At 42.4% G+C, this 24,646-nt stretch carries 41 protein-coding genes; 8 read left to right on the top strand and 33 right to left on the bottom strand.

The window, feature by feature from the left end:
* Positions 1-90 precede the first annotated feature (90 nt).
* The 5 genes from C8N29_RS03720 to C8N29_RS03735 form a co-directional block, all read right to left on the bottom strand.
* Positions 91-798, bottom strand: coding sequence for a toprim domain-containing protein (locus tag C8N29_RS03720; protein ID WP_107864700.1), 708 nt, complete (start codon positions 796-798; stop codon positions 91-93).
* The gene (locus C8N29_RS03725; RefSeq protein WP_107864701.1) at positions 795-1,148 is read right to left on the bottom strand and encodes a hypothetical protein; all 354 of its coding nucleotides are present in this window, start codon (positions 1,146-1,148) and stop codon (positions 795-797) included. The genes C8N29_RS03720 and C8N29_RS03725 overlap by 4 nt, the downstream gene beginning before the upstream one ends.
* Positions 1,141-1,407, bottom strand: coding sequence for an Ogr/Delta-like zinc finger protein (locus C8N29_RS03730; protein ID WP_107864702.1), 267 nt, complete (start codon positions 1,405-1,407; stop codon positions 1,141-1,143). Before C8N29_RS03730 ends, C8N29_RS03725 begins: the two co-directional genes overlap by 8 nt.
* Complete coding sequence (locus C8N29_RS16730; protein ID WP_170106880.1) at positions 1,382-1,555, bottom strand: hypothetical protein; 174 nt, start codon at positions 1,553-1,555, stop codon at positions 1,382-1,384. Before C8N29_RS16730 ends, C8N29_RS03730 begins: the two co-directional genes overlap by 26 nt.
* A gap of 75 nt (positions 1,556-1,630) precedes the next feature.
* Complete coding sequence (locus C8N29_RS03735) at positions 1,631-1,831, bottom strand: hypothetical protein (RefSeq protein ID WP_107864703.1); 201 nt, start codon at positions 1,829-1,831, stop codon at positions 1,631-1,633.
* 285 nt (positions 1,832-2,116) lie between these two features.
* On the opposite strand from C8N29_RS03735, the gene C8N29_RS03745 reads away from it, so the two are divergent.
* On the top strand, positions 2,117-2,443 hold the full coding sequence (locus C8N29_RS03745) for a helix-turn-helix domain-containing protein (protein ID WP_107864705.1): 327 nt from the start codon (positions 2,117-2,119) through the stop codon (positions 2,441-2,443).
* 49 nt (positions 2,444-2,492) lie between these two features.
* On the opposite strand, the gene C8N29_RS03750 is transcribed toward C8N29_RS03745, so the two are convergent.
* The 5 genes from C8N29_RS03750 to C8N29_RS03770 all read right to left on the bottom strand — a co-directional run bounded on the left by C8N29_RS03750 (position 2,493) and on the right by C8N29_RS03770 (position 4,913).
* The gene (locus C8N29_RS03750; protein WP_107864706.1) at positions 2,493-2,693 is read right to left on the bottom strand and encodes a hypothetical protein; all 201 of its coding nucleotides are present in this window, start codon (positions 2,691-2,693) and stop codon (positions 2,493-2,495) included.
* Between the two features lie 128 nt (positions 2,694-2,821).
* Positions 2,822-3,799: a DUF1376 domain-containing protein gene (locus tag C8N29_RS03755; RefSeq protein WP_107864707.1), complete on the bottom strand. Its 978-nt coding sequence runs from the start codon at positions 3,797-3,799 to the stop codon at positions 2,822-2,824.
* Positions 3,796-4,134 carry a hypothetical protein gene (locus C8N29_RS03760; RefSeq protein WP_107864708.1) on the bottom strand — a complete coding sequence of 113 codons (339 nt, stop codon included), beginning with the start codon at positions 4,132-4,134 and terminating at the stop codon, positions 3,796-3,798. Before C8N29_RS03760 ends, C8N29_RS03755 begins: the two co-directional genes overlap by 4 nt.
* Before the next feature lie 72 nt (positions 4,135-4,206).
* Complete coding sequence (locus C8N29_RS03765) at positions 4,207-4,746, bottom strand: BRO-N domain-containing protein (protein ID WP_107864709.1); 540 nt, start codon at positions 4,744-4,746, stop codon at positions 4,207-4,209.
* Positions 4,743-4,913, bottom strand: coding sequence for an Arc family DNA-binding protein (locus C8N29_RS03770; RefSeq protein ID WP_107864710.1), 171 nt, complete (start codon positions 4,911-4,913; stop codon positions 4,743-4,745). The genes C8N29_RS03765 and C8N29_RS03770 overlap by 4 nt, the downstream gene beginning before the upstream one ends.
* Before the next feature lie 106 nt (positions 4,914-5,019).
* Between C8N29_RS03770 and C8N29_RS03775 the strand changes: the two genes are divergently transcribed.
* Both C8N29_RS03775 and C8N29_RS03780 read left to right on the top strand, forming a co-directional pair.
* A complete protein-coding gene (locus tag C8N29_RS03775) occupies positions 5,020-5,292 on the top strand; it encodes an Arc family DNA-binding protein (protein ID WP_107864711.1) in 273 nt (90 codons plus the stop codon).
* 68 nt (positions 5,293-5,360) lie between these two features.
* Positions 5,361-5,585, top strand: coding sequence for a hypothetical protein (locus C8N29_RS03780; RefSeq protein ID WP_107864712.1), 225 nt, complete (start codon positions 5,361-5,363; stop codon positions 5,583-5,585).
* Positions 5,586-5,617: 32 nt separating this feature from the next.
* Here C8N29_RS03780 and C8N29_RS03785 read toward each other — a convergent pair whose 3' ends face one another.
* On the bottom strand, positions 5,618-5,833 hold the full coding sequence (locus C8N29_RS03785; RefSeq protein WP_107864713.1) for a hypothetical protein: 216 nt from the start codon (positions 5,831-5,833) through the stop codon (positions 5,618-5,620).
* A 332-nt stretch (positions 5,834-6,165) separates the two neighbouring features.
* On the opposite strand from C8N29_RS03785, the gene C8N29_RS03790 reads away from it, so the two are divergent.
* The 3 genes from C8N29_RS03790 to C8N29_RS03800 all read left to right on the top strand — a co-directional run bounded on the left by C8N29_RS03790 (position 6,166) and on the right by C8N29_RS03800 (position 9,058).
* Entirely contained in the window at positions 6,166-7,308 is a 1,143-nt protein-coding gene (locus C8N29_RS03790; protein ID WP_107864714.1) for a type I restriction endonuclease, read from the top strand.
* A 198-nt stretch (positions 7,309-7,506) separates the two neighbouring features.
* Positions 7,507-8,475 (top strand): hypothetical protein, encoded by a 969-nt coding sequence (locus C8N29_RS03795; RefSeq protein WP_107864715.1) that lies wholly within the window; start codon positions 7,507-7,509, stop codon positions 8,473-8,475.
* A 10-nt stretch (positions 8,476-8,485) separates the two neighbouring features.
* On the top strand, positions 8,486-9,058 hold the full coding sequence (locus C8N29_RS03800) for a hypothetical protein (RefSeq protein WP_107864716.1): 573 nt from the start codon (positions 8,486-8,488) through the stop codon (positions 9,056-9,058).
* Positions 9,059-9,122: 64 nt separating this feature from the next.
* Here C8N29_RS03800 and C8N29_RS03805 read toward each other — a convergent pair whose 3' ends face one another.
* Positions 9,123-9,350, bottom strand: a complete 228-nt coding sequence (locus tag C8N29_RS03805) for a hypothetical protein (RefSeq protein ID WP_107864717.1) — start codon at positions 9,348-9,350, stop codon at positions 9,123-9,125.
* 15 nt (positions 9,351-9,365) lie between these two features.
* Positions 9,366-9,641, bottom strand: a complete 276-nt coding sequence (locus C8N29_RS03810) for a hypothetical protein (protein WP_107864718.1) — start codon at positions 9,639-9,641, stop codon at positions 9,366-9,368.
* Between the two features lie 144 nt (positions 9,642-9,785).
* Here C8N29_RS03810 and C8N29_RS03815 point away from each other — a divergent pair, with 144 nt between their 5' ends.
* On the top strand, positions 9,786-9,968 hold the full coding sequence (locus C8N29_RS03815; protein WP_107864719.1) for a type II toxin-antitoxin system HicA family toxin: 183 nt from the start codon (positions 9,786-9,788) through the stop codon (positions 9,966-9,968).
* Between the two features lie 44 nt (positions 9,969-10,012).
* Positions 10,013-10,417 carry a type II toxin-antitoxin system HicB family antitoxin gene (locus tag C8N29_RS03820; protein ID WP_107864720.1) on the top strand — a complete coding sequence of 135 codons (405 nt, stop codon included), beginning with the start codon at positions 10,013-10,015 and terminating at the stop codon, positions 10,415-10,417.
* On the opposite strand, the gene C8N29_RS03825 is transcribed toward C8N29_RS03820, so the two are convergent.
* The 20 genes from C8N29_RS03825 to C8N29_RS03920 all read right to left on the bottom strand — a co-directional run bounded on the left by C8N29_RS03825 (position 10,414) and on the right by C8N29_RS03920 (position 24,645).
* Positions 10,414-11,403: a phage late control D family protein gene (locus tag C8N29_RS03825; protein ID WP_107864721.1), complete on the bottom strand. Its 990-nt coding sequence runs from the start codon at positions 11,401-11,403 to the stop codon at positions 10,414-10,416. The two genes, C8N29_RS03820 and C8N29_RS03825, sit on opposite strands and share 4 nt — an antisense overlap.
* Entirely contained in the window at positions 11,400-11,828 is a 429-nt protein-coding gene (locus C8N29_RS03830; RefSeq protein ID WP_107864722.1) for a phage tail protein, read from the bottom strand. Before C8N29_RS03830 ends, C8N29_RS03825 begins: the two co-directional genes overlap by 4 nt.
* Before the next feature lie 10 nt (positions 11,829-11,838).
* Positions 11,839-14,316 (bottom strand): phage tail tape measure protein, encoded by a 2,478-nt coding sequence (locus C8N29_RS03835; protein WP_107864723.1) that lies wholly within the window; start codon positions 14,314-14,316, stop codon positions 11,839-11,841.
* Positions 14,306-14,425 carry a GpE family phage tail protein gene (locus tag C8N29_RS03840; RefSeq protein ID WP_107864724.1) on the bottom strand — a complete coding sequence of 40 codons (120 nt, stop codon included), beginning with the start codon at positions 14,423-14,425 and terminating at the stop codon, positions 14,306-14,308. The genes C8N29_RS03835 and C8N29_RS03840 overlap by 11 nt, the downstream gene beginning before the upstream one ends.
* Before the next feature lie 8 nt (positions 14,426-14,433).
* A complete protein-coding gene (locus C8N29_RS03845; protein ID WP_107864725.1) occupies positions 14,434-14,736 on the bottom strand; it encodes a phage tail assembly protein in 303 nt (100 codons plus the stop codon).
* Positions 14,737-14,796: 60 nt separating this feature from the next.
* Entirely contained in the window at positions 14,797-15,309 is a 513-nt protein-coding gene (locus C8N29_RS03850) for a phage major tail tube protein (protein ID WP_107864726.1), read from the bottom strand.
* Between the two features lie 13 nt (positions 15,310-15,322).
* On the bottom strand, positions 15,323-16,876 hold the full coding sequence (locus C8N29_RS03855) for a phage tail sheath subtilisin-like domain-containing protein (RefSeq protein WP_204509268.1): 1,554 nt from the start codon (positions 16,874-16,876) through the stop codon (positions 15,323-15,325).
* A gap of 26 nt (positions 16,877-16,902) precedes the next feature.
* Positions 16,903-18,162, bottom strand: coding sequence for a phage tail protein (locus tag C8N29_RS03860; RefSeq protein WP_107864727.1), 1,260 nt, complete (start codon positions 18,160-18,162; stop codon positions 16,903-16,905).
* A 10-nt stretch (positions 18,163-18,172) separates the two neighbouring features.
* Complete coding sequence (locus C8N29_RS03865) at positions 18,173-19,027, bottom strand: hypothetical protein (RefSeq protein WP_107864728.1); 855 nt, start codon at positions 19,025-19,027, stop codon at positions 18,173-18,175.
* A gap of 9 nt (positions 19,028-19,036) precedes the next feature.
* Positions 19,037-19,648 carry a phage tail protein I gene (locus tag C8N29_RS03870; protein WP_107864729.1) on the bottom strand — a complete coding sequence of 204 codons (612 nt, stop codon included), beginning with the start codon at positions 19,646-19,648 and terminating at the stop codon, positions 19,037-19,039.
* Entirely contained in the window at positions 19,641-20,543 is a 903-nt protein-coding gene (locus tag C8N29_RS03875; RefSeq protein WP_107864730.1) for a baseplate assembly protein, read from the bottom strand. The genes C8N29_RS03870 and C8N29_RS03875 overlap by 8 nt, the downstream gene beginning before the upstream one ends.
* Positions 20,540-20,896: a GPW/gp25 family protein gene (locus tag C8N29_RS03880; RefSeq protein ID WP_204509269.1), complete on the bottom strand. Its 357-nt coding sequence runs from the start codon at positions 20,894-20,896 to the stop codon at positions 20,540-20,542. Before C8N29_RS03880 ends, C8N29_RS03875 begins: the two co-directional genes overlap by 4 nt.
* Entirely contained in the window at positions 20,893-21,474 is a 582-nt protein-coding gene (locus C8N29_RS03885; protein ID WP_107864731.1) for a phage baseplate assembly protein V, read from the bottom strand. Before C8N29_RS03885 ends, C8N29_RS03880 begins: the two co-directional genes overlap by 4 nt.
* Positions 21,475-21,551: 77 nt before the next feature.
* Positions 21,552-22,367, bottom strand: coding sequence for a DNA adenine methylase (locus C8N29_RS03890; RefSeq protein ID WP_107864732.1), 816 nt, complete (start codon positions 22,365-22,367; stop codon positions 21,552-21,554).
* The gene (locus tag C8N29_RS17415; RefSeq protein ID WP_107864733.1) at positions 22,327-22,527 is read right to left on the bottom strand and encodes a Com family DNA-binding transcriptional regulator; all 201 of its coding nucleotides are present in this window, start codon (positions 22,525-22,527) and stop codon (positions 22,327-22,329) included. Before C8N29_RS17415 ends, C8N29_RS03890 begins: the two co-directional genes overlap by 41 nt.
* Before the next feature lie 3 nt (positions 22,528-22,530).
* Positions 22,531-22,986 (bottom strand): phage virion morphogenesis protein, encoded by a 456-nt coding sequence (locus C8N29_RS03900; RefSeq protein WP_107864734.1) that lies wholly within the window; start codon positions 22,984-22,986, stop codon positions 22,531-22,533.
* Positions 22,979-23,425: a phage tail protein gene (locus tag C8N29_RS03905; RefSeq protein WP_107864735.1), complete on the bottom strand. Its 447-nt coding sequence runs from the start codon at positions 23,423-23,425 to the stop codon at positions 22,979-22,981. Before C8N29_RS03905 ends, C8N29_RS03900 begins: the two co-directional genes overlap by 8 nt.
* Entirely contained in the window at positions 23,422-24,018 is a 597-nt protein-coding gene (locus C8N29_RS03910) for an N-acetylmuramidase family protein (RefSeq protein ID WP_107864736.1), read from the bottom strand. The genes C8N29_RS03905 and C8N29_RS03910 overlap by 4 nt, the downstream gene beginning before the upstream one ends.
* Positions 24,011-24,283, bottom strand: a complete 273-nt coding sequence (locus C8N29_RS03915; RefSeq protein ID WP_107864737.1) for a phage holin family protein — start codon at positions 24,281-24,283, stop codon at positions 24,011-24,013. Before C8N29_RS03915 ends, C8N29_RS03910 begins: the two co-directional genes overlap by 8 nt.
* Positions 24,280-24,645, bottom strand: coding sequence for a putative holin (locus C8N29_RS03920; protein WP_107864738.1), 366 nt, complete (start codon positions 24,643-24,645; stop codon positions 24,280-24,282). The genes C8N29_RS03915 and C8N29_RS03920 overlap by 4 nt, the downstream gene beginning before the upstream one ends.
* Position 24,646: the final 1 nt, after the last annotated feature.

Consider the following 24,646-nt stretch of genomic DNA (forward strand, 5'->3'; position numbering starts at 1 on the left):
ATTCAACGCTAGGTTATAAATCACCATTAATATTTGAACGTGATTTTTTAAGACAAGCTGCCTAAATAACTGTCCTGTTTCTCTTGACCATTACACAGGGTCATTATCCATTGCGATAACCAGTTTTGGCTTGGCGATATTGTTGGCTAAGCATTGTTCTGCCAGTGCTTTGATGGCGATGTGTGGGTAATAATTACTGGAAATAATCGCAACTGCCGTTAGTCCGTGGTGCGACAGTGCAATGGCATCGAATATCCCTTCTACAAGCCAAATTTCTTTGGCATGTAAGAGGTCGGTATTTGGCATGCTCCACCATAGTCCATTAGCACTAAAACCAGGTTTAATTCTCGCTTTAGATTTGAAGCGTTCGGGCTTATCAATAATACGTTCCCAATAACCATCAGCAAGGCTAAAGCGTACCGTCGCAGAGCCAATCTCAAGTTCTCTATCAAAGTAATACTCTTGGCTGTAGCAGCTTTTTAATGTTGTGAGGTTAAAGCCACGCGCCTCTTTTAAGTAGGCATCGGCAGCCGCATTGGGGTTTTTGTCGTCCGCTTTAAAACGGTCGCTCCAAGATTCAAATAAATCGGGGTATAAGTCGCGTAGTCCGTTTTCATAGCCACAGTTGTTGATGCGCCCACATTTAATGACCCAAGGTGCTTCAGCCGAACCGTACAGTTCTTTTTTGTGGCATGAGGGACAACGACCTTCCTGAAGCCATTTTCTATTGCCCGTTAATTTGAAGTCAAAGTCAGACTGTAAGCGTGTGAGCGCATCTGATTTAATGATGGGATTCATTGTGAGTTTGCTTTTATGGGTTTGATAGTCAGGACGGAGGCGGTACGTAAAATATCTTCGATGGTGTAATAGAGACGACGATGATTATGATGGTCATCAATCACCACTAAGCTGCTGTTACTTTTAAGGATGTTAATGTCTGCAAGGGCATTTTGCCCTTCAAACGCAGCTAATTCGTTAATGGCGATATCAATTGCAATCGTTAATGGATAGCCTTTGGTGTCGGCTAGATGATTGGCACACGCTATAATTAAATCGTCTCGTTTGCCGTTCAGGTACTGATAATACGAGGCATGAATAAAGTTTTTGGCCAAACCTTTGGCCATATTTATATCAACTTGATTAGACATCTAGCTCTCCTTGGTTTTGCTGTTTTTCAAGTGTCTCAATGATGAGTCGTTTGTTGGCCATTTTAGAAATAGGTAAAAATACGTGATGGTCAGGGGTAGCAGAGGGAGACAGGGTTCTGACCGCGTGTAACATGGCGACGAAGGTATGGCCGCATTCAGGATGACTGCACATAAACGTAATTTCTCTCAGCAAGGCTGTGACTTGCTGACTACGTCGAATAAAGGCATCCTGTTTACAGTGAGGGCATTTGGTTATCATGATTGTCGACCACCACTAAATTCTCTTTGAGCTGCTTGAGTTGAAGATGTATCAAGTAGTTTGCCGTTTCTTGGATGGACTCTAGCTGTAGTGTGTGTTTGACAGCTTCCAGTATGTTGATTTCTTCCTCTGTTAGTTCAATCACCATCTTTGAGTTACTCTTGAGTTACTTATTTTTGTCGAAAAAATGTACCGATGTTGTGCATCGATAGCCCTTATTTTTTTAATTCGTGCCCGTTTTTTTATGCTCAGATAACCCGTGATTGCCCAGTACTTGATTGGCTTGGTTCATGATTAGCTCGCGCACAATACTGGCGCGGTCACGACCCGTCTGCTTGGCAATTTGGTCAAGGAGTCTGATTTCATACGCATTTAGGTTAGTAGTGACACGATGTATGCGAACAAGGTTGGGGTCTTGGTACATGAGTCTTATCCCTGCGTGAATTGTTCTCGTCCTTTTAATCCTTCATTCACAAGAAGCCGTGACATGGCTGCAAGGCTTCTATTTTCGTTGGTTGCGATGGATTTGAGTTTTTGTAGTTCTTCAGGAGATAGCCTCAAGTAAATCGGCTCGTCTTTAAGGACACCCCGAGGGTTGTATGATTTCGTTTTTTGCTGAGTAGGCATGGTGTATTATTCTCTTGCAAAGCATAAGACAATAACATTTTTGCATCATTTTGAGTGCATGTAAATAGGGGTTTGTATCTTTATGGATTCAATAGGGGATAGGATTCGCGAAGAGCGCGAGCGTATTGGCATTAAAAATCAAACAGAATTTGGTCAGATGGGCGGTGTTGAGCGCAATGCACAATCACAATATGAGCGTAATATCCGTTGTCCAGATGCTGAGTATCTTCGCAAAATTGCTGCGATGGGTGTTGATATTCTTTATGTTGTGACAGGCACGCGAGCTACACATGCGAGTGTACTTTCTGATGATGAGCGTCGTTTACTGGCGATATATAGGGGACTTCAACACGATGATAAGATGGCCTTAAGTCGTATTGTGTCATTGATACATCAAGCGACGGTATAACAGACACTCAGGGCATGGTTAGTTTACTAACCATGCTGACTATTTAGGGTTAATCACCCTTATCAATGTTATGCATGATGGTCTCTAGTTCGTGAGCCATCCCATCCAACATATCAAAGAGTGCTTTGTTGTTGATGGTAATGTCGTGGCTACTATGTGCCAGCATGTCGGTCATCACGCGAACGATAGCTGCATTTTTTTGTAATGCTCTTACATCCTCTGGTGATATGAGGTGCTTTTGCTTAGTCATCTCTTGTCTCCTATATCATGCATCTAGTAAGTCCAACTTTTTGGGGTTTACCATCGACTGTTACTAGATGTTAGGAATTTCTATTCAGTCTTTCTAACAAACTGTCTTGTACTTTTGTGATGTGATTATCAGCTTGCTAGGCTGAATCCTTGCCCTTGTTTGGTTTTTTTTGCTGCTGCACGTTCTGCAAAGATTTGCCATTGTGGTCTTTCGTCAGCTAACTTGATGCTGACTGTGCTCCTGCTGTTAGGCGTACTGGCTAAATTGTCAGTGTTGATAGGACTTAGCTTTTGACGCTCAAGCCATTTGGCGTATTGAAAAACCCATTGCTCATGGGTGTTTTTGAAGTCAGTGGCTAGGTAGTGGGCAACAAAGTGGTTGAGATGGTGGTGGTTGTGCTTAGTGATTGGCACTTCTAGTTTGGCCATGAAGGGCTGTAGTTCTTCGATGCTGACGTTAAAGTCAAAAGGCATCTTAAAACGTGTTGTTTGTTGTGGTGTTACCGCGTTACAGGGCGTTACGCTTTGGTTAGTTACGATATCAGTAACCACAATATTTTTATCTAAATTATCTAATCTACATTCTAAATCTCCCCCCTTACCCCCCATTGTAACGGTTACAGGGGTTACATTGGCGTTACTTGTAACGGTTTCAGGCGTTACAGGTGCGTTACAAGGTAGTGTTACATCGTGCGTTACAGCCTTGTTAGCCTCTGCGATTGCTTTTTTGTTAGCACGATGACGAGCAACACGTTCGGCACTGCTGGAGCGTTTGCGTGGTGCTTGCTGTTCGTTGGCTTGTGGTTGTTCGGTGTCGCTATATAGCTCTATTAACATTGGGCTGTAGTAGCGGTTGTCGTTTTGGTTAAAGCTAAATTGAGACAAGACTAATTCTTTAATTTGCAGCCATGCCTCTAATGCAAGACTTGCCCAGCCTGCCAAGACGTTGTCGTCATTGGGCAAGGAGAGGGCAGGCGTTTGTTTCATGGCATAACACAGTAAATCTAAATAGGCGGCCTTAGCAAAGGCGTTGGCCTTTGCTTTGAACTCGCTGACTAAGTAAGCATCGTGGGCAAACTTAAACCAAGGGAGGCTTTGAATGTTCATGCTTGGCCTCCGAATTGGTTATCGTATTCGGTTTGCAGGTCGTCGTGGTTAACCTTGTATTGTTGTGAGGCTTGGTAAATGGCATTAGGGTATTCGATGCCTTTCTCAATAAGCTCGTTTAAATACTCAAGCACGTTGTAACGAATGACCTGCCCGAGTGCGAATCCATCAGTAATCGGCATGGTATACCACTCGGCTGCAACAAATGCCCTATGTTTAGATTTGTATAATGTAGGACTAAGCCATAACTCGCATGTGCCATCGTCAAAGGTTTTTAGGACTTGAACACGATAATGTATCGTGCTTTTTTTATTAAGTTTTGATAAAGTAGTCACTGTAATTACTCGTTCGTGGTTACATCTCTACGCCTCAACGAAAGCGTACTCGTTGAGGCGTTTCTTTTTCTGCTACAGCAATGCTAATTGCTCATTATCTTTGTTGAGCAAACCAATATCCGCCAGTTTATCCAGTCCTTGTTCTACCTTACGCACTGACAAACCAAGCAGAACCGCCATGCGCGATAGGGGTAATCCTTGTTGGTGGTAATACAAGATAACGCCCAGTTTGGGATTGGTGGCTAACAGGTGATGGTTGGCATTGGCGGCCATGTTGCTTTGTTGTCCGTAGCTGCCTGTTTTGCGAATGGTGGGTAGCACGTCGTCACAGACCCATGCCTCGAACGGTTCGGCTTGTGGTTTGTTGCTTTTGATGATGAGTCGGTACAAGTTGCCTTCGTTGATAAAGGTCATTTGTCGGTTCTGTCCACCAGACCAGAGGTCGCGTTTTGCTACCCCAGCTTCGCGACAATGCTTTTGAATAGCGTCTGAATCATTGCTGTAATCCAGTACATCACACACGTCTTTGGCGCAAAATAATGGCTCGCCTTGTTCGTCAAGTAAGGTGCGGATAGCGGTGTTGTTGAAGTTAAAAATGGTCATATTGTTCATGTGCTTTTCTCCGATGCAAGTTGTTGCTGTTTGTTGTACTGCTGCAAGGCAAAGACAATTTCGGCATTGAGTGTGCGATTGTTGGCAATGGCGTGTTGCTTTAATTGGTCTTTTAATGCTTGTGGCATACGAACGGTCATGTTTGGGTTGAGGTATTTACCTGACATACAATGTCTCCGTCTGAGTCTAATAAATAATATCTACTAGACCCTAATATATTGGGGTCTAGTAGATATTATTGTCAAGCCAAGTAGGCGTGTTTATACTTAAACAATGAGTAAATATTTAAACGATGCCTATAATCTTCGACTTCCTGCTGAGCTAAAGGCTCAAATTGCAGAGTCTGCCAAAGCCCATAACCGTTCTCTAAATGCGGATATTGTGCTGCGCCTGCAACAATCCTTTCTAAATGATTCATCAGTGACACCCCTTGAGATAATGCAAAAAGCCGAGCATTTTTTGGCCGAAACAATGGCGATGCGCGCTCAGGTTGAACAACAACTCGAAAAGCTGACGGCCTTGTTAGAGCAACATTCGGCTAAATAAAATTGGGTTAATGCAATGGGGTAGAGGTGGTCATTCACCCCCAATTTATTTTTTCTTAGAGGAATAACATGTTGATTGTGGAAGCAAGAGATTCGGTTGAGGTTTATGTTAATCAACTCGCGCAGGTTGCCATTAGTCACCCTGAGATTGAGGGGGCATTGGTGTCTATTCATCCCGAAGATGTTGAGAAGGTTATTGCTGCCATTATAGCTGCTTATAAAGAGGCGAAAGCATTGCGAGAAGCTCCCAATTTTAGTTTGGATGAGCGTTATCGCCCTGACAGTGAGGAATGAGCCTAGTTTTTTGATATACACGTCTGTACCCCTTAATGAATTGGGGTAGTAGCAGTGTGTTCGATGATATGCGCGGTTCGGAGTTTGTTATCACTACCAAACATATCGCTATGCTTTAGTGCAGCTCGTTGTGCGCCTGCTTTGGTTTTGTAGTGATGTTTTAGAGTGCGGGTAGTGGTTTTGCCGTTGGCGTGGGTAGTAACGACTTGAACACGATAAATAACCGTGACTTTGCTTTGTGCTGCCATGATAGCTGCCTTATGTTCTAGAGGTTTTTACTCCGTCACCATCAAAGACCAATTTGGTGGTGACAGGCTAGACAAGGTTGGTCTTACCAGCTAGAACACTGGCGAGCCTTTCGGCTCCCTTGCCTAGCCCGTCATAACATGCGGGCAGGCAAAAATAGCATAAAAAAAGCCGCAAGCGCGACTATATGCTTGTTCTAGACTTAGCAGGAGACCAATCCTGATTGCAGATGTGTGCAATGTGTTACACATTAAAGATGTCTTAGGGGCTTGTCAAGAATGTCTTGCACAATTAGGATTTTACTAGCAAGGTTAAATAATACAGAGATAGTTACATGGACGAATTTATTAAAAAAGTTATTCATCATGCCCAGCACGTCAAAAAAGTAGGGCACCTATGTACGACCGAAGAAACAACTAAACAAGCGCTCATTTTACCTGTGTTAGATATTTTGGGTTTTAGCCCTTACGACCCCACACGCGTCAGAGCCGAACATAAGGCAGACTTTAAGGGAGCCAAGAGTGGAGAGAAGGTTGATTACGCTTTATTTTGCCAAAATAAATTGGTGATGCTTATTGAAGCCAAAAACTATATTCAGACTCTTCCAAAGCATGATGCCCAGTTAGCACGTTATTTTAATTCGAGTGTTGATGTTTCTGTTGCCGCTATTACTAACGGTCGGGAATGGCGCTTTTTTACAGACCTAAATAATAAAAACGTGATGGACGATGAGCCATTTCTAATCGTGGATTTTTCTACTAACCATGAGTCCAGTTATCAACATTTATATTTTTTTCAGCATGACCAATTCCAACCAGAAAAGCTCCGAGCCTTAGCCGAAGAAGGCCGCTATTTGGCACTGTTCCAAAAAATTGTGAGTAAAAATATTACAGGGAATAATTTAGATTATGTGCGCTTTATTGTTCAGCAAGCTAATTTGCAACGGCAATTAACTAGCAAATTACTTGAGAGCCTTGCTCCAATTGTCAAGCAGGCGACTGAAACGGTATTGGCCGATATGGCGATTATTGGCTTTATGCGTAATGCCCAAGGGGACAGAAAAACACTGGTTGGCTTTCCTCACGAAGATGAGGTTAACCCAAATAACTCTAAAATTATTACCACTGCCATCGAGAAAAAACTCTTTGAACTCACTCAAACCATATTGGCGGATTGTGCCAATGATGTGGTAATGAAGGATACTGAAAGTTACTTTGCAGTGTTGTATCAAGGTAAGGTGAATCGTTGGCTGTATCGTTACTATGGTGACCGTAAAACGCCCAGTATTCAGTTTATTATTGAAATAGAAAATGTCCCTACCTTGTTTTCGGAGTTGATAAAGGCAGGGCTAACAATTCAAAACGGTAATGTGGTACTGCCAACACCTGACGATATTTTACGTATTCCTCAAATTATTAAAGACTGCTACGACTATTGCCAGAATGATGAGAATTTTAGCAAGAGTCGGGTGGGGTAGGTTGCAACGAAATATTTGTTTGATAAAGACTTGGTATACCTTCGTACGCAAAGGTTACATAGATTTATCATGTTGTTCTTATACATTATTCTGATGAGTAATAAATAAAAAATTTTACTAAAAATGAAAAGCATACATAGGCTTTCATCATTTAGTTATCAGCTACTCTTTGAGTAAAAATTAGTAAAGGACTATCTCATGCATAAAAATGAACGTGTTATTTATTTTGCCGACTTAATTGTTTCATCACATTCATCGAAGCAACAGGGCATTTCACCAAAACCGTTAATAGAGCTTGTGACATACCTTGACGCGCTAAAAAATACTGCTATTGCTAAAAAGAAATATGACGTTGATACTCAAACCATATATTTGGCAGACGTAATAGTTGACAATGTCAGAAGAGAAGTGACTCTATTGATTAGTCGCTCTAATAAGAATGCCCCTGATCCTGTTTTTGTGAATCCAGACCGAAATACTCGTCGTGTTATTACAATGCAAGATGATGAAGGTAGTGGTAGCTCTAGCCATATTGTTATTAAGCTAGATCACAAAGTTGGTATGCCTGACCGTTATTTAATGTTGATAGAAATGGCGGTTGGTTTAGGTATTTCACGATTAGAAGCATACTTTAAATATTTACTGAAAGAAGTGGCTAAGGCTAACCCAATGGGTTTTTTGGTTAATGCTTTGGACGGTAGTATAGATGCATCAGGAAATCCTCGTCAGTACAAATATCGCTCTGAATTTGAGATTAGAGGTCATCTAAGTGGTGAGTTTTGGGATGAGTTAAATAAGGGTACTATTGAAGAGCTAGAAGTTTTTACTGAGTTAGGTTATCAAAATTTGTGGGATGATGGCGGATATGCTCGTGAAGAAAAGTCATCTGTACATATTAAGGTACGACCTGATAATACAATTACTAACTCAGCAATTGTTCGTATGGTAACAAGACGAGCTGCACCTAATTATGAAAGTGCTAGATTAAGATTCAAGACTCGTGAAAACTCAAATAGAGAAGTTTTTTTAAATGCTGATAGCTTAGATTTGGCTAGAGACTATATGTATGTTAAGCGACAGATTATTAACGGATTTAATCCGCCATTAATTAGTGCTTATGATACAATTTATGAACCGATAGTGAGCAAAATTAAAACATTATTTTAGGAGAATTAGGATGATTCTTTACCAGCTTTCTCGACCATTTGCATATTTGTCGATTAAAAATCATCCTAGCAAAAAAGTATTTGACTGGATTTTTCCTGCTATTATTTCAATTACTCTTATGGTGATGTTGTCACCTTTTTGGAGTGATATTAATTTCTATGGTAATGATGGATTAATTTCTAAACTCATGACCTTTTGCCAAACTCTGCCTGGATTCTTTCTTGCTGCATTATCTGTTATTGCAACATTTAGTAAAGTTGATATAGACCAGTTACTACCTGCACCAACTCCAAAAATTAAAGTTGAAGTGCGTGGAACAGTGAATGAGATAGAACTGACTCGTAGACGTTTTTTGTGTATGTTGTTTTCTTTTTTGACTTTTGAAAGCTTGATACTGGCAATATTACCGTTGTTTATACTTGCAATTGCACCAGCGGCCTCAAAAATTATTGCTGAAGGATGGAATACATTGGCTGCGATAACTTTTATTTTTGTATATCTATTCACGTTTTTTCAAATGCTGACTGCTACCATGTTAGGTTTATATTATTTGGGTGATAGATTACATCAACCAAACATATAGTTAAAACTTTCTAATTATCCTATAAAACATAATACACTGGTGTGCCTTGTGAGAGTATTTGTAATTAACCAAGCCGATTAAATTTATTATCAATCTTGTTTAATGCCTCTTGCAGCATGGCTAATTGTTGAATCTTGCGCTCAATTTCTAACTGTTGTTGAGCAAAGGACTGCTCAAAATTTAAGTCAAAACCAACTTCATCACTCAATTCAATAAGTAAATCAAGAGCAGCATCTTTGCTTTTTAACCATTCAATTTTATTGGCGAGGGTGTGTTTGTTTAAGCAGCTCATTTTCTATATTCCTAGTTAACCTTGATAACCAATATCTAATAACGATTTTGTAAAATAACTCCGCCATGTTTCTACTTGCCATTTTAAAGAGTGTCCACAATCTAATTCATTAGCCGCATGGCGACCCCACTTAGAATCCAACAAATCACGCGCTTGTTCTTGGCTTAACTCTTGCTCTTCAACCAAGAGCTTCATCGCCTTATTCCATTCTTTTTTAGCGTTTTTACCGTTAATTAAACAAGTACCATAAAAGCCCCAGCCTTCGTTTGTTGTTTGCAAGTATTTTGACATTTTTATGTTCCTAATCAAGTGCTTATGTCGAACACTATATAATACTGTTGAGGTGAAGTGTAGCGAATAAATATAACTCTAGGGGTATTGTTTTGTATTTATTTTGGGGTTATAATAACTACATCAAAATAGGCGGAGGGCAAAATGGATAGTCGAACACTGATAAAAAAGGTGCAAGACGATGGGTGGTTTTTAGTTAGGATTACGGGTAGTCATCATCACTATAAACATGCAACAAAAAGTGGATTAGTGACGATACCTCACCCAAAAAAAGACTTAACGATAAAAACTGTTAATAGCATCTTAAAACAAGCTGGCCTCAAGTGAGGCCAGACTTGGCTATCCATGAGCCTTAAATGATGAGGTGAAAAATGTTGTATCCAATTGCGATTGAATTAGGTGATGAGACCCATGCCTTTTGTGTGACTGTGCCTGATATTGCAGGCTGTTTTTCGGCAGGTGATACCTTAGATGAAGCCATGTTGAATGTGCGTGAGGCCATAGAAGGTCATTTGTCTGTATTAGCAGATGATGGTGAAGATATTCCTGTGGCTTCAAGCCTTGAGGCACATCGTCAGAATCCTGATTTTGAGGGTTATGTTTGGGCGATTGTTGATATTGATATTAGCCGTTTTATGGGTAAATCCGAAAAAATCAATGTGACATTACCCAGTCGATTAATTCATTTAATTGACAATAAGGTAACAAATGACAGCCGCTATAAGTCACGTTCGGGCTTTTTGGCGGCAGGGGCGGAGTTGTTGTTGCGCGGTTAAATCAACGTCTCCAGCTCCAAGCCTGTTGTCAGCCCTGAGCCATTCAAATGATGAGTGGCTTTGGTGACTAGCCATTGATGGCTGTTAATCTCAGCCTTAAAGCCATTGAGCTTAATGGGTGTTTCGGGTGTAATCTCAGGACGACCCAAGGCTAATGTATAGCTAAATGTAGCCACATTACGCTTGTTGCGGTTAAGTTCGGCTTGTGCCGCGTGTTTGGCTTCGGCCTCATTTTTATAGGTTTTACGAATCACCTTGAGCTTATCGCTTGAGCCAACAATCACTTCTTGGCGTTTTGAGCCTTTTTTATCTGCCCAATACGTTTTTACGCCCGTGTAATTGCTGTCACGCTCAACAATGCTGTAGCGGTGTTGGTCGCCTTTTTGTCGGGTGAGGGTAATCGTCGGAATAGCTTTGCCACTTACCGTTGTGGCTTGGCCTGCCTTAAACAGCATTAAATAACCTGACTTAACCGTGACAATCGCATCGTAATCTTTGGCTAAGCGAGAGAGTAGGTTAAGGTCACTTTCGTCTGTTTGGTCAACGTGAGCAATGTTAACGCTTGCCAGTTCTTTACTTACTTTGGGCGTTAATTTATGAGATTTGGCAATGGTGGCAACAATCTCACCCAATGTTTTAGCGTGGTAACTGGTGGCTTTTTTTGCTTGTATGTTGTCGTTAAAGTCTGCGCTGCGAGCTTTAATTGATAGTTTGTCGGGAGAGCCTGAGTGTTCAACCTCGTCAACCGTAAACGAGCCTTTGTTGATTAAGCCAGTCTCTGCCCAACCGAGTGATAATTGAATGTTTGCACCACGTTTGGGAATGGCCAATTTACCGTCGCCATCATCCAGCACCAATTCTAATTCGTCTGCCTCGAGGCCGCGATTATCGGTGAGCGTGAGAGATTCGAGGCGGTCTTGGATTTTGGCAGAAATATCAATGCCACCAACGATTAGCTTAAAGTCAGGCTCGTTGTGACCATTCATAATTCTTCAATGCCTTCTAAGATTAAATCGCCTAAAAGGTCGACTCGATTGTCATCGACACGTTTTAAGTTAAGGTCAAAGTCGATTTTTTTAGCTTGGCCATTACTCAAAAATATGCTCTTGGTTTCGTTTAACTCGGTAATAATCCATAAACCATAAAATCGGCCAGCTCCATCAATTAAAGTCCATGCTTTGCCTGTGTCAGCCATTGAGCGTAAATAACTGAGGCTAATGGCTTTGCCTGCAATTTCAGGGCGTAGTTCACCTTTAAGAGCGATAGTATCAGACCCTAAGCCAATAAATTGTTGGCGTGGCCGTACGTTAAGCACGGGTGTTTCGGCAAACCGCCAAGAGGTTTGCCGTTGAAGTTCTTGGTAGCTAAGGGTAGGGAGGCTAAACACAAATAGGCCAAGAGCAAGCATCATAAGCAAGTCCTTAATCAATATCGGTTAAAGAGGCGCGTTGACGAGATTGTTTGCTGCGTTCGTGCTGTTCAATTTGTTGACGGACTAAAGTAGCCAATTTTTTCTCATCCATCCCTTGAGCAGCATGGATGGTGATGTGGAAGACAGATTGTCCACCTGAGGCCATTGGTGAGCGAGGGCTAATTGGTGGACGGTTATCAATGGGTGTGGCTGCCGCTGTGGTGATTGCACCACCAAGCATTAAGCCAGCAGCACTTTGTTGAAGACGTTTGCTTAGCCCAATTACTGTGTTAAGCGGAGAGTTTTGGTTGTTTGCCAAGCCTTGATTAAGTCCAGCCATCGTGTGCAAGCCAATTTCGGCAAAGACACGGGAAGGAGATTTGATGCCTAATTTCTCTTTGACGGTATTGCTAATACTATCGCCAATTTCTGCAATTTTTGTTTTGACAGCTTCCCATTTACTCGAAATACCTTGCCATAGTCCATCAATGATTTGGCCACCGATGGTCATAAATTGTTGGGGAATGCTACGGACATAAGCGACAATACCTGACCACAAATTGATAAAGAAGGCTTTAATGGGCGCCCAGTGTTGATAAATTAAATAGACGGCTGTGGCAATTAAGCCAATAGCTAACAGCAAGGGATTGGCTAATAACAAGCGACCTAAGCCCATAATGGCAAAACCGACTACACGAATGGCAGTACCAATCGCCTTTAAAATACCGATAAAGTTAAAGCCATTTAGTCCTAAATAACCCAACATAAAGCGCAAAGCAGCAAACGGAACAAGCACCCCAGCAACCGCAATGGTTAAGCCTCCTAAGACAACTAAAGTAATGGCTAACAAGCCTAAAAACTTCATAATCGCATTGGAGAGAATAGGATTTTCTTTCGCCCACTCACCAATGCCTTCAGAAACATCAGCCAGCCATGTTGTTAAGGCTTTTAATTCGGGCGCAATCGCCTCACCAAAATTGGCCATTGCATTGGTAAATGTGCCTGTTGCCGAATCCCAAAGGTTTTTGAGCGTACCGAGTTGTTGATTCACACGTTTTTGTAAATCAGCTTGAGCAGACATTTTACCTAGAGTGTCGTTATAGCCGTCTTGTCCTTTATCAATCAGTAAGTTTAAGGCTTGAATCGTTTCGGAGTCATTACCAAATAGACCACTTAATAACGGTAAGCGGTCTTCGGTGCTCATGGCTTTAAGCTGGTTCAGTTGCTTAAACATATTATCTAAACCGCCAAACTCACCTTTACCGTTGGTAAAGTCCATATTGAAGTTTTTACCAGTCGCTTTTTTGAAGTCGTCTAACTGTTTTTTGATGTTGCCTGTATCCATCATTTTGGCAAAAATTTTACTGTAAGCATTGCCAGCCGCTTCCCCCGACATAGCCGCTTGGTCTGCCATCACCAACAGCGGAGCCATCGCCTGAGCACCTTTTAAGCCTTCCGCTTTAATGGTTTTCATGCCTGCCGCTAATTTGGCAAAACCACTGAGCATATTGGTTTTATCAACACCCAAGTAATAGCTACGCTGAATGGTGTCCATCAAGCCCATCATATCGCCTTCAGCGGTGCGTGTGGCATCTTGCAGCTTAGCCGCAAATTCTGCTGCTTCTTCAAACGGCATTTTCATTTGTACGGCTAAATAGCCCGATGCCTCACCCACGCCGCCTAAAATGGCTTTAAATGACATCCCTTGTTTAACAAGCATGGCCATCATGTTTTGAAAGTCGGCAGTCGTACCAGGTAGGCTATTGCCTAGTTTGGTAGCCAGTGCATTAATTTGCTCAAACTCAGGTGCGACTTGACCATTAGACTTCATCATGGCAACACGGAGTTGCGTGGCGGCATCTTCGTTATCGGCATAGGCTTTCACAGGTACAGAGAGAGCTGCACCTGTCGCAGCTCCAGTCATCATCATACTTGTACCTTTCCCTGCCAACTCTCGACTTTGTTGCATGGTTTGCTGATACTGGCGGTTAATCTCATTTAATCGTCTGAGTCGCTCTTGTTGTTCCCTAATCGCTTGGTTGGCGCGTGCCATATCAGCCGCTAAACGCTGCTCATGTTGGCCTAAGTTATTAACATCAATGCCTGCTTGTTGTAATCGTTGCCTGACTTGCTGTAGCTGTTGTGTATGGTCGGTTTCGGCCTGAGTAAGACGATTAACCGCTAACTGCTGCCGTTGCAAGTCGCGTATCATTTTTTGTGTAGGGTTTGAGGTGGCCGCAATAGCTGCTTGCATTTGTTGCAATTTTTGACGTGCTTGGCCGAGTTCTTGTTGGGTGTCGGCCAAGCCACGGGTAAGCTGCTTAAAGCTATTAATATCACCTTGCTGTTGTTGTAGCTGGCGTAATTGTTGGCGTGCTGTTTGTAAGGCATTAGCAGCCCGCTGACTCCCTCCCGTAATTTGGCGAAGTGGGGCAGTAGCACGGTCAATCACATTTAAAATAGCCTGTAGCTGTAAATTATTCGCCATCTGTCTCTACTCGTTGCCGTGCTTGTTCGCGCCAGTCCATCAATTCCTCTAGTGACATGTCACTCATGGCTTGTGGTGGCCAATGAAAGACCACCGCAATGTCAGCCATTGCATCTTCTACGCGGTTGGGGACAAAGCCTCTTGTTTGTCCTTCTTGACGAAAAAAGAGATTGCACCTGTTCCCAGTTCGACTAAGTCAGCAGGGTCAAGTTGCTGAATATCAGGCTCGTGTAGGATGGGGGTGGTAATACGTGGTAGCAACTTGCCTAATTCATTAACGTCTAAGGTCAGTAAAGAACTCAGGCTTAAACCACGCAGCTCACCTGCATTGGGTTTGCGTACTGTCACTTCGTTAATAGTTTGTTGACCACGTTTAATGGGCGTATCAAGCATGATGGTTTTGCTGGTTGGAGTAGTCATCGTTTATGGCCTCTCACTAAAAATAAAAAAAGGGAGCGTAGGAGGTCGCTCCCCAAACGTTTACGCCAAACCTATAGCCCGACGTTGTTCTTCTAAAATATCGACACCATTGACTTTAAAGACCATGCCCATTAAATCAATTTCGATAAGGTCGACACCATTTTCAACTAAGCGATAGTAAGCAAGCCGTGCTTTAAGTTTGACTTCGGTGTCATCGCCAGCCTTTGCCTTGCCTGTATCAATCTCTTGCCAACGACCACGCATATAAATTTCGTAGGCGGTCACTTGGCCTGAGTCGTCTTGCTGATATGCCCCTGCAAAACGCAATGGCACTCCATCGATTTTGGTTGTACCAAACTGCAACAAGGCTTGTCTGATAATGCCGCCTGCGGTGATTTCAGCTTCAAGGTTTTCTTGTCCCATATCCACACCAACAGCACCGTCCATGCCTGCAGCACGATAGTCTTCAAACTTACGTGCTAACTTCGGTAGTTGAATTTCGGGGACTTGGCCAAGCCAGCTCTCACCATCATTAAACACATTAAAGTTTTTAACTTTTTTGGGTAATGCCATGAGGTTTTAACTCCTATTGACCATTAATCGATTTAGCAAATTCGACTAAATAACGGTCGGTAATACGTTGACGGAACATTAAGTCTTCAAGTGGTGGGACTGGGGTGTAATCGTAATCAAGATAGCAGCGACCATCTTTTAAGATGTCTTTGCTATTAGCTTCAGGGTCAAACCAACATTGGCCGTCAATGATGTAACCATTGTTTTTTAACTCACGAAACTTGGCATTTACTCCTTCAACAATGTCTTTAATCAACGAGGCGTGCATCGGCTTATCAACTGCCCAAAAGTGAGCTTCAGCAATGGTGTCAGCCAACACTTGCGCCGTGCGTGTATAGTTTTCAAAAGCAAAGAGTGGGTCTTCTGAGCAAGTCCGTGACCCCCAAAAGCGAAAACCTTTTTGCTGAATTAAGGTGGTGACTTCGTGACTGTTTAAGTAGCCAGCATCGGTATTGGGGTCTTGTAAGTCCCAGTGAATATCGTTGCTAATTCCCATGACGCCATTAACTGCGACGTTGGATAGGGTTTTATGCCAGCCAATTTCTTGGTCAATTTTAGCGCGCAAACCGAGAGCATAAGCCACCGATGATACGGTTTGTAAACTGGTGATTGTTTCACTATTGGCGTTGCCAGCCCCTTGTGCGCTTTGCCCGTCTAAGCCCAAATAAGTGCCTACATAACTGGGGTCTACATCGACCGCAAGACTGGCATCAGCACCGATTAAAACGGTACTCATACTAAACTGGCCATTGTTATAACTGAGGGTGATGACATTGCTGCCTGCCGCTAAATTAATGGCTGTTTCAATGGTGGCAGCGATTTCATTCAAATTAGCTGCACTGCCAAAATTTAAGGGGGCAGTGACAATATCTGTACCATTAACGGTTACTTCTAAGGTTAGGCCAGATAAAGTTATCCAGTCCTCCAACGTGGTATTTGCTTCATTGATAGGCGAAATAATCGTTGCTACTGAGCCACTAGATTGAGTCGTTAAAACGGCATTTGTAAAATGCGGCCATAAAACCATCATTTCGCGTGCGGCAAAATTGTTACGGTACAAAACAGCTTCTTCTTTTGTTTGTGCACCGTCAGCATAGGCATAAACAAAAGCACGTAATTTTTGCGCAATACTGACTAATTCATTGGTAACGGCTTGGGTATCAAGGTATGGCACACCTAAAATACGAGGCTTTACACCCAGTTGTGACTGGGCGCTGAGTAGCGCTTTTAAGCCCGTCTTTTGGCCATTGGGTAATACCGTGCCAATGACATTAGCGGTAGTCGCTGCTGAACTATTACCTTCTGCTACCCGTACAATAACCATCACGGGTTTGGTATTAGCTTCAATAGCTTGTAGGGTTTTGAGTAATGTGCCTTGTGTACCCGCTTTGGCAATGGCGGCATAAATATCTGTGACTAAAACAGCTTTATTAAGCGGAAAAAAGTCAGCATTGGCATCGTCAGCAATGGCTACAAAGCCAATAATAGCTGTACTGATTGTACGAGTTGTCCGAGTGCCTTCGTTGATTTCGAAAACGCGGACACCGTGGTGATATTGATTAGGCATATAGACCTCGTTTCAATTGATTGATATTAGGCGTAGACAACAATTAAGCCAGCTTGACCATGAGCACCAGCATAATTATTCCCATAAGCGTCGTAGTAATAGCCCTGTCCTAGTTGGCCTGCGGTCAGCTCAAGTGTCATATTGTTATCAGTTGAATTTTTGATGAGGCATTCTAAAATCGCACCATTACCCCCCGGACCTCCTGCACCTGATGGATCATTAGGCGAAAAAGAACCATAAGCACCATCGCCTCCTAAACCATAATTACCTAATGGGACACCATTGATAGTGTAGGCATAGTAGGGGTAAGGATGATCTTGATGTACCCTTTTGGGGGATACGTCTGAAGGGCGTGCTGCCCCTAACAGCATGGCATAGCCGACATTTAAGGCTGCATGACCATGATTACCTGCATAGCCTGTATATCGACCAGCATCTTCACCAATATCACGCATACCTGATTTACCTGCCAGTCCACCTTCAGCTCTAGCAATTTCACCAATCCCAACGAGAGTGATGCTTGAATGTGTGCCATTTTCTGCAAGACCTTGATTGGGAGAACTGGAATAATCATTGACCCCTGAAAAATTTTCATTGACTTGGCCACCACCAGCTCCACCACCTACTAATAAAATCCGAACAATGGTCTGTGGTGGTAGTGTCATTAACCCTGTTTGACCATTTGTTAAGGTGAGAATAGGCGTGTTGAAATAGCCACTTTTTTGCTTATAGAGTTGTTCTAAAGAAACGGCTTCATCTAAATGTGTGGCATTAGAAACTTTGAATGGTTGATTTGAGTTGCCGTTAATTAATGCATAACGCGCATCACCTTCTGCCTGAGACAGTGTAATCACATTCGGGTTTTGAATAATGGTGATGGTGTCAGCAGCACTACTTTGCAGGTAGACAGGAATAACTAACTCTCCACCTGCACCTTGAGTCAGTGTTGGTTTGTAGTTATAGGGATAGTTTGCCAAGTAAATGATATCGCCATCCGTGTCTATGAGTGCAATTTCACAGAGATAGAAACCGCCTACATTCGCAGGTATTTTTATCTTTGCAATATACACACTGGCATCTGAAGGGCTGACAGTCACCGATTCTAATAATGCACGATATTGCTCATGGATAAGAGCGATTGCATTCACCCGTGTCTGTGGTAAATAGGGTTCGCCATTGGCGTCTCCGACCGCAAACTCGACAATCTGTACAGGTGTACCACCGTTAGCGGCACTAGCCAGTTTGATAAGTCCTAAGGAGGTAGGTATGCAGTAAAAGTCAGCCATTTTTCCCACCTTAGTTATTAATCATTTTATTAAGGAGAGCAAATTGAGGACTAAAGTCATCAGAGTGACCTAAGTAAGTAATCACAAAGGTGACACTTGTATTGGCTGAAACTGATGTGTCCGTAGTGACAAATTGACCTGTACCTGCACAGGCAAAATAGACTTCATTAATATTGGTATTTGTATTGACGGTGACCAGACATAGTTGGCCTAAGCTATAATTTTTACGCTCAGTAGTGATACTACCAAAAATAATACTAATGGCTTGACGAGGATTTGAGTCATCTATATTGATGGTCACTTGGCTAGTATCTAGCAAATCATCGCCATCCATTTGCTGTATATTTACCGCACTAAGGTCAGCAGGATTATTTAATTGTTGTGCAAAATACCTTGCCACTTTAGGGAGTAGTTGATTGATGCCAGATAGTTGCGTGTTAAAGTTATTAACTAGTTGACCAAGAATCTGACCTACTTGACCTTCTTCTGATAATGCTTCGTTTATAGCAGTGCTTATTAACTCTGCAATATTTTCAGACGTACCTTCGTTGCTTGTATTATGTCCAATAATTTCGGATAAAAAAGGAATAGGAATAATTGGCTTAAATAAAAGTAGTGCAGCATTGTTCCCTAGATACTTTAATAATTGACCTGTTAATAAAGGTTTGTTTTTGAAAAAACCATTGTGTGTTACCCATAGCACATCGTTAGTGACTAAGTCGTTAGGGAGTTCTGTTGACTGCGCTGGATTAAACTCTCCCGCATACCGTGCATTTTGGAAAAATAACTCTGTATTTTCAGTTTCAATAATTGCTGCCGATAAAGAGGCTAAAACAGCAATTAAGTGACTACGCGCTAAACTCATGAGAAACTCCTAAGGAACAAACGGATAAATCGGCGTGGATACGCCAGAAGATAGAGCGCCTGCTAGTTGAAGGTGCCCTGATAACAAAATGGATGGCGAGTAGGGATAAATGGCCGACTCATATCCAGCGGTCATGCTGCCCCCGTAAAAAGAATCACCAAATGCATCGGTAGTGATTTGTAAGGTATAGTGACTGCGTAAGTTTTTAGCGGCATTTATGACTCGCATAATGTTGGCAAAACTATCGGCACTGATATCTGTCAATGGCAATGTGGTGTTTACCGTAAATGTATAGGGCGCAGTGGGAGGGGTATGTTCAAACCATTCGTTAATTTCTGCCTCGACTAAGTTTGCTAACGCCCGCTCAAGGGCTGCTCGTGTTCCTTTATGTTTGTGAATAAAAACACTGTTTTTAATCGCATTACGTTTTTGAGCTTCAGTCCAATTAACATCCCACTCGTCGACAGAAAATGCCCATGCTAACCACGGTAAAAGCTCAACAGGGCATAAGTCTGGATGCCATGCATGCTGAAAGTCGCTTGGATACTGCTCTAAGCGTTCGGTTAATGTCGCAACATGACGCTCAAGTGACGTGGCATTAGGGGGTAGTAGGTTAGGCATTTGTACCTCCTACGGTGATGGTCTTATTCGTGCAGTAACCTACTTGATGTGGCTGAATGACTACATCCACAGTCGGGCTGACTAAATTGACCTTTTGTACGCCTGCTTGATGTAAGGCATGATGTAGACCTGAAATCGTAATATCTAAACCATTGCCACGGCTGTTTGCTAAGTACTTATCGAGTTCGAGTTGTGCATTAGCTAACACTAAATTTTCGTCGGGACCTGCAAATAAAACTAATTCGGCAACCACAGAAAAATTCACTACATCAACACTGAATACCTGAACATGGTCGGTGAGTGGTCTAACAGTTTTAGCATTTAATGCTGCGTTTACTTTTGATAATAATGTGGAGTCTGCCGCCCCTGTACCAGTTCGGGATAAGACATAAATCTCCACGACGCCCTCACTTGGCGAGAGTGCTGTAATATCCGCTACTTGGCCATCGGCACTCAGACCATGAAAGATATAACTGGCTTCACTGCCTGCGGTGGTAAACGCCTCAAACGAAAGTTGAATTCGGCGCTTAAAATCTTCGTCAGATTCATAAGTAGGTAAAACAGGGGGAATCGCATTGGGGTTGCCTGCGTCAACTAATAGGCGTTTGAGATGATAATTTGCAGCAAGCTGGTCTAAGTCAGCATCTTTAGCAAAGGCAAGCATAATGCTGATGGCTTTTTGATTAGTGCGTTGTAGTAAACGCATTTCTCGATACGCATATACTTGTAAGAGTTTGACTAATGGCTCAGATTCAAGCTCGAGGACGGCAGCCAAGTTTGCATCTAAACCAATCAACTCTGTTTTTAATTCAGAGAAAATCTGCTCAAAACTTTTTTGTTCAATCACATTGGGCGAAGGGAGCTGAGACAAATCAATACGCTGAAAAATAGTCATGCTATCACCCCAATATTGGTGGTTAAACTGACAGCTTTTCTTTGGCCATTGACCAACTGAGAGCCTTCAATATCGATAATTGACTGTCCGTTTGCTTGAGAGCTGATTTGAATGCGTGTGAGTTGTAAGCGTGGCTCAAAACGAACTAATGCGGTTGCAATGGCTGCATATAGCTGTATGGGTGATTGGGTATGAGCTGGGCTATCTAGTAAGTCAAAAATGGTCGAGCCATAATTCAAGCGCATCAATCTAGAAACAAGCGGGGTAGTTAAGATATCTTTCACTGATTGATTCAGATGATTAATATCGTAAATGGCTCGACCCGTTTTAGCGTTCATGCCTTTGTATATCATGGCGTATTCATCCTTGGCTGGGGTGTTCCTGTTCCTATATGGCCGCCATGAGCATCATATTTATCCCGCATTTGTTGCATAGAACCGTTGATATCTTTGACATTTCCGCCTGACTCAATATCGCCAGTCACATTGAGTTTGCCGTCTAAATCAAGATCACCCGTGACCTTTAACCCGCCAGCGCTTTTAAGCTCAAAGGTTGCATTTGTCGGTAAAATGGCACTGAGTTTATGTGCCTGATAGTCATACTCAATCACCGCGCCATCAGGATAGGTGCGTTTAGGTTTTTTAGGGTCAATATCAGGGGATGGATGAGCTATAGAACTCAGCGCAGCAATAATCACGGCTTGGCTTAAATCGCCACTGGGGGAGACTAAAACGACTTGTTCACCAACGGAGGGTGGATTCCACTCTTTAACCGCACCCATGCGTGTATGACCCACACTTAACCAATTAGTTTTTATCTCACCAACTAAACAACGACATTGAGGGTTTTCGGGGTCAGAGAAGTCCACATCGCTGATTGAAGCAATGCGAATGAGGTTTTCTATAAGTCGGTAAAGGTCGGCGATATTCATGCCGATATCGTGCTATACGCACATAAAAAAATCGTCTGATGAAGGCGGTAAAAGTCCGTTTTACCGCCAGAAACAAACTATGCAGGATTGAAGTTCATAATGATAACTTCATTTGCCGCATTATATTCTTTGCCTAAACTCCAACGAACACTGGTCTCAACGAGGTGAAACTCACTAAAAATATCGCGAATTTCAGGTACATTATTGAGGCTCAAAATAAACTTACCCTTGATACTCCTTAATTGGTCACGTAATAGCTCAAAGTCTTTTTTATTAAAAATGCCTTTGCCATAGTAGTTTTCGCAATCAAAATAGGGAGGGTCTAGGTAAAACAAAGTATCAGGCAAATCAAAGCGTTCTATGATTTTGGCATAGTGCTGATTTTCGATAGTGACACGCTGTAATCGTCGATGTGCTTGCTCCAGCTCCTCCTTAATCGAAGATAGGTTAATGGGGGGTAAGCGTGTTGCTGCAACGGTAAAGTTGTGTTCAACCGCTTTACCACCATAACTCAAGCGCACCAAATAGTAATAACGCACTGCACGTTGAATGTCGGTTAAGGTTTCGGGCGGGATGAGTTTTAGCCGTTCGTATTCATCACGACAAATCAATAAATATTCAAATTGTCGAATAAACTCATCGAAGTGATGCTTAATCACGCGATACAAATTGGTCAGCTCTTTGTTGATGTCGTTAATAATTTCAACGTTACTGGGGGTTTTCTTAAACATTACCCAACCAGCACCACCAAACACTTCGCAATAGCAGTTATGGGCAGGCATTAAGCTGATAATTTCACGAGCAAGTTTACTTTTACCACCGACCCACGCTAAAAAAGCCTTTCCACTTGAATTATATTGGGGGGGTGATGGTTCGTGGTGTATCTGTGCCATGAGGTTTCTCCGAGGAAAAAGACGCTCGATGGCGTTCAGGGATTAAGGAGTTCTCGACTCTCAATGAATTGACTGTAGAACAGCGCGGACATTTAATTTCGATAAACGTAAACTCAGCATTGGCCAATTTACGATGACAGTGTGAACAGCGAATCTCCATGTTTTACCTTGTTAAATGGTCTATTAAAAAATCTCTAGCCCAAGTTTTGTCATCATCACTAAAGCCTAATAACTCGCGTTTAGGATAGTCGTACTCATTACGATAGCGACTAACTTTATCGCGTAAACCCAATTGATGAACACGGGCAATGCGTGCCGTTCTGCCATCAAAACCAACTGCGACAGAACCGTCTGTTATTGCAATTTTTAAGTGCGAAGCCTTAGTGAGTTTATTAAACAATGTTTGTTTAATGCGCCCTTGTTTGGAGCGAATCAGGCGTTGTGGTTTACGTGGCACATAAGCCGAACCATCGACATTTTGTTGAGCTTTAATACGGTCACTTTGGCGTTTGCGTAAGCCTTTGGCTAATTCGCGCATTAATTGGCGACGTGCACTGCCATTCAATTTAGCCAATAGTGGGGCAGCCCATGTTGCCAATTCGCTAAAGTTATCACTCATTGGCTACACCGTTAATAAATAACCCAGATGGCCATGCAAACGTTTCAATGTCTAATATTGGCTCAGCTGGGTGAGTGATACTCTCGATTTGCCCCATATTATTTTTGCTGACAATCACACGTTCTGTGAGTTCCAATTTAATCGATAAGTCAACTTTATCATTGGCCAAAATGTCGGCTTCAAATTCAAAATTAGCCGGGAAGCATTTATCTTGTTGATGTTGTTGATACCATGCTAAAAGCACCAACATGACTTTGTCGGAGTCGCCGCTAAAGTCGGTTAAAATCACATTGGCTGTATATTGGTACTCAAACGACAAGGTTAAGCTATTGCAGACAATTTTGCCTTTGTCGGCGAAGGTGAGTAGAGTATCAGGACTGTCGTGTAGACCATCTACAAAATTTAAGAGCTGTGCGCGTAAGTCTTGCAGCTTGTTCATTTGCTAGTCTCTTGCTCATATTTGGCAAAAGCCTTCGCCAGTTTCAAATCATACTGATTACGTTGATAGTCAGCCCCATTATAAAGTCGAGCAAATTCCGAAAAACGCAGCTCTTTTAAGGCTTTGTGCATGCTTTTATTTTTGAGGATAAAGGTGCAAAACGCATAGAGCTGGCGATTTTCGTTTGTGGCCATGTCATTCTTAAAGGCACTTGCAGACGAATAGCCTAAAAGTTGCCAATGAAAGCCCATGATTTGAAAAAGTCCCCAGCTTGTTGATTCAATGGCGGCAGCTTGATGAATGAGTGATGCTTGTAATAATCGTGTCCATTCTGAATAGCTACCTTTGTACCCGCCGCTTAATCGATTGACGATGTTAGGTTGAGTTTCTGCAAAACTATCCGCTTTGATGCCATATTTTTTCAGTTGCCGATACATAACATGGCGTTCAAATAAAATCACAGGTCGGTCATCATCTAAAAAGCCATTCCCTTTACTCTCAATATCACACACTGCTTTTAAGGCGGATAATTTAATACCCAAGCGATTAGCAGCTGCTATCTTGTCTTGTTCGGTTAGACGTGGTTTAGCCATGACTATGCTTCCTAAAAAAATGAGCCACATTACCTTTATTGACTAAAGTCAACCATGCAAGTCCCACAGCAGCTAAGGACATAAAAGGGGAGACATGACAGGGAAATTGATTTAGTGCCAGTTTGACCATGATGGAAAAACTAAACACCATCAATAGATAAGCACCAAATGACATGACAGGCCGATAACGAGCACCTTTACGTTGAAAGGTGAAAAGACGTAAGCAAATAACCAGACAGGCAATAAACAATACCCATGCGCTCATTTTTTTGGCCTCGGAAATATCACATCCAATAAAGCCCTGATATCGACCGTTTTTAGTTTTTCAAGTAATGCCAATGTCACTGTCACTACACACGTTGATGCTAAAAATGCGGCAACAGCCATTTCTTGAAAGTAGCCTTTGTTAATCAACTCAGGAGCAAGAAAGTACCCCATAATTAAAGAGACAAAAGCATAGGCAAAACGGCTTAATAGATGCGGTTCTTTAGAGATTAAGAAAAATAAAATCGCCCCAGCAAACGAGCCAATTAGTGCATTACCATCGACATTGGGGAATAAGGCAGTTAAACCAATCCCAGTGGCTGTGGCGACAACAACGGCAGAAGTAGAGGTGGGTTCAGTCATG

The organism is Agitococcus lubricus (assembly GCF_003051055.1).
Taxonomy (GTDB): Bacteria; Pseudomonadota; Gammaproteobacteria; order Pseudomonadales; family Moraxellaceae; genus Agitococcus; species Agitococcus lubricus.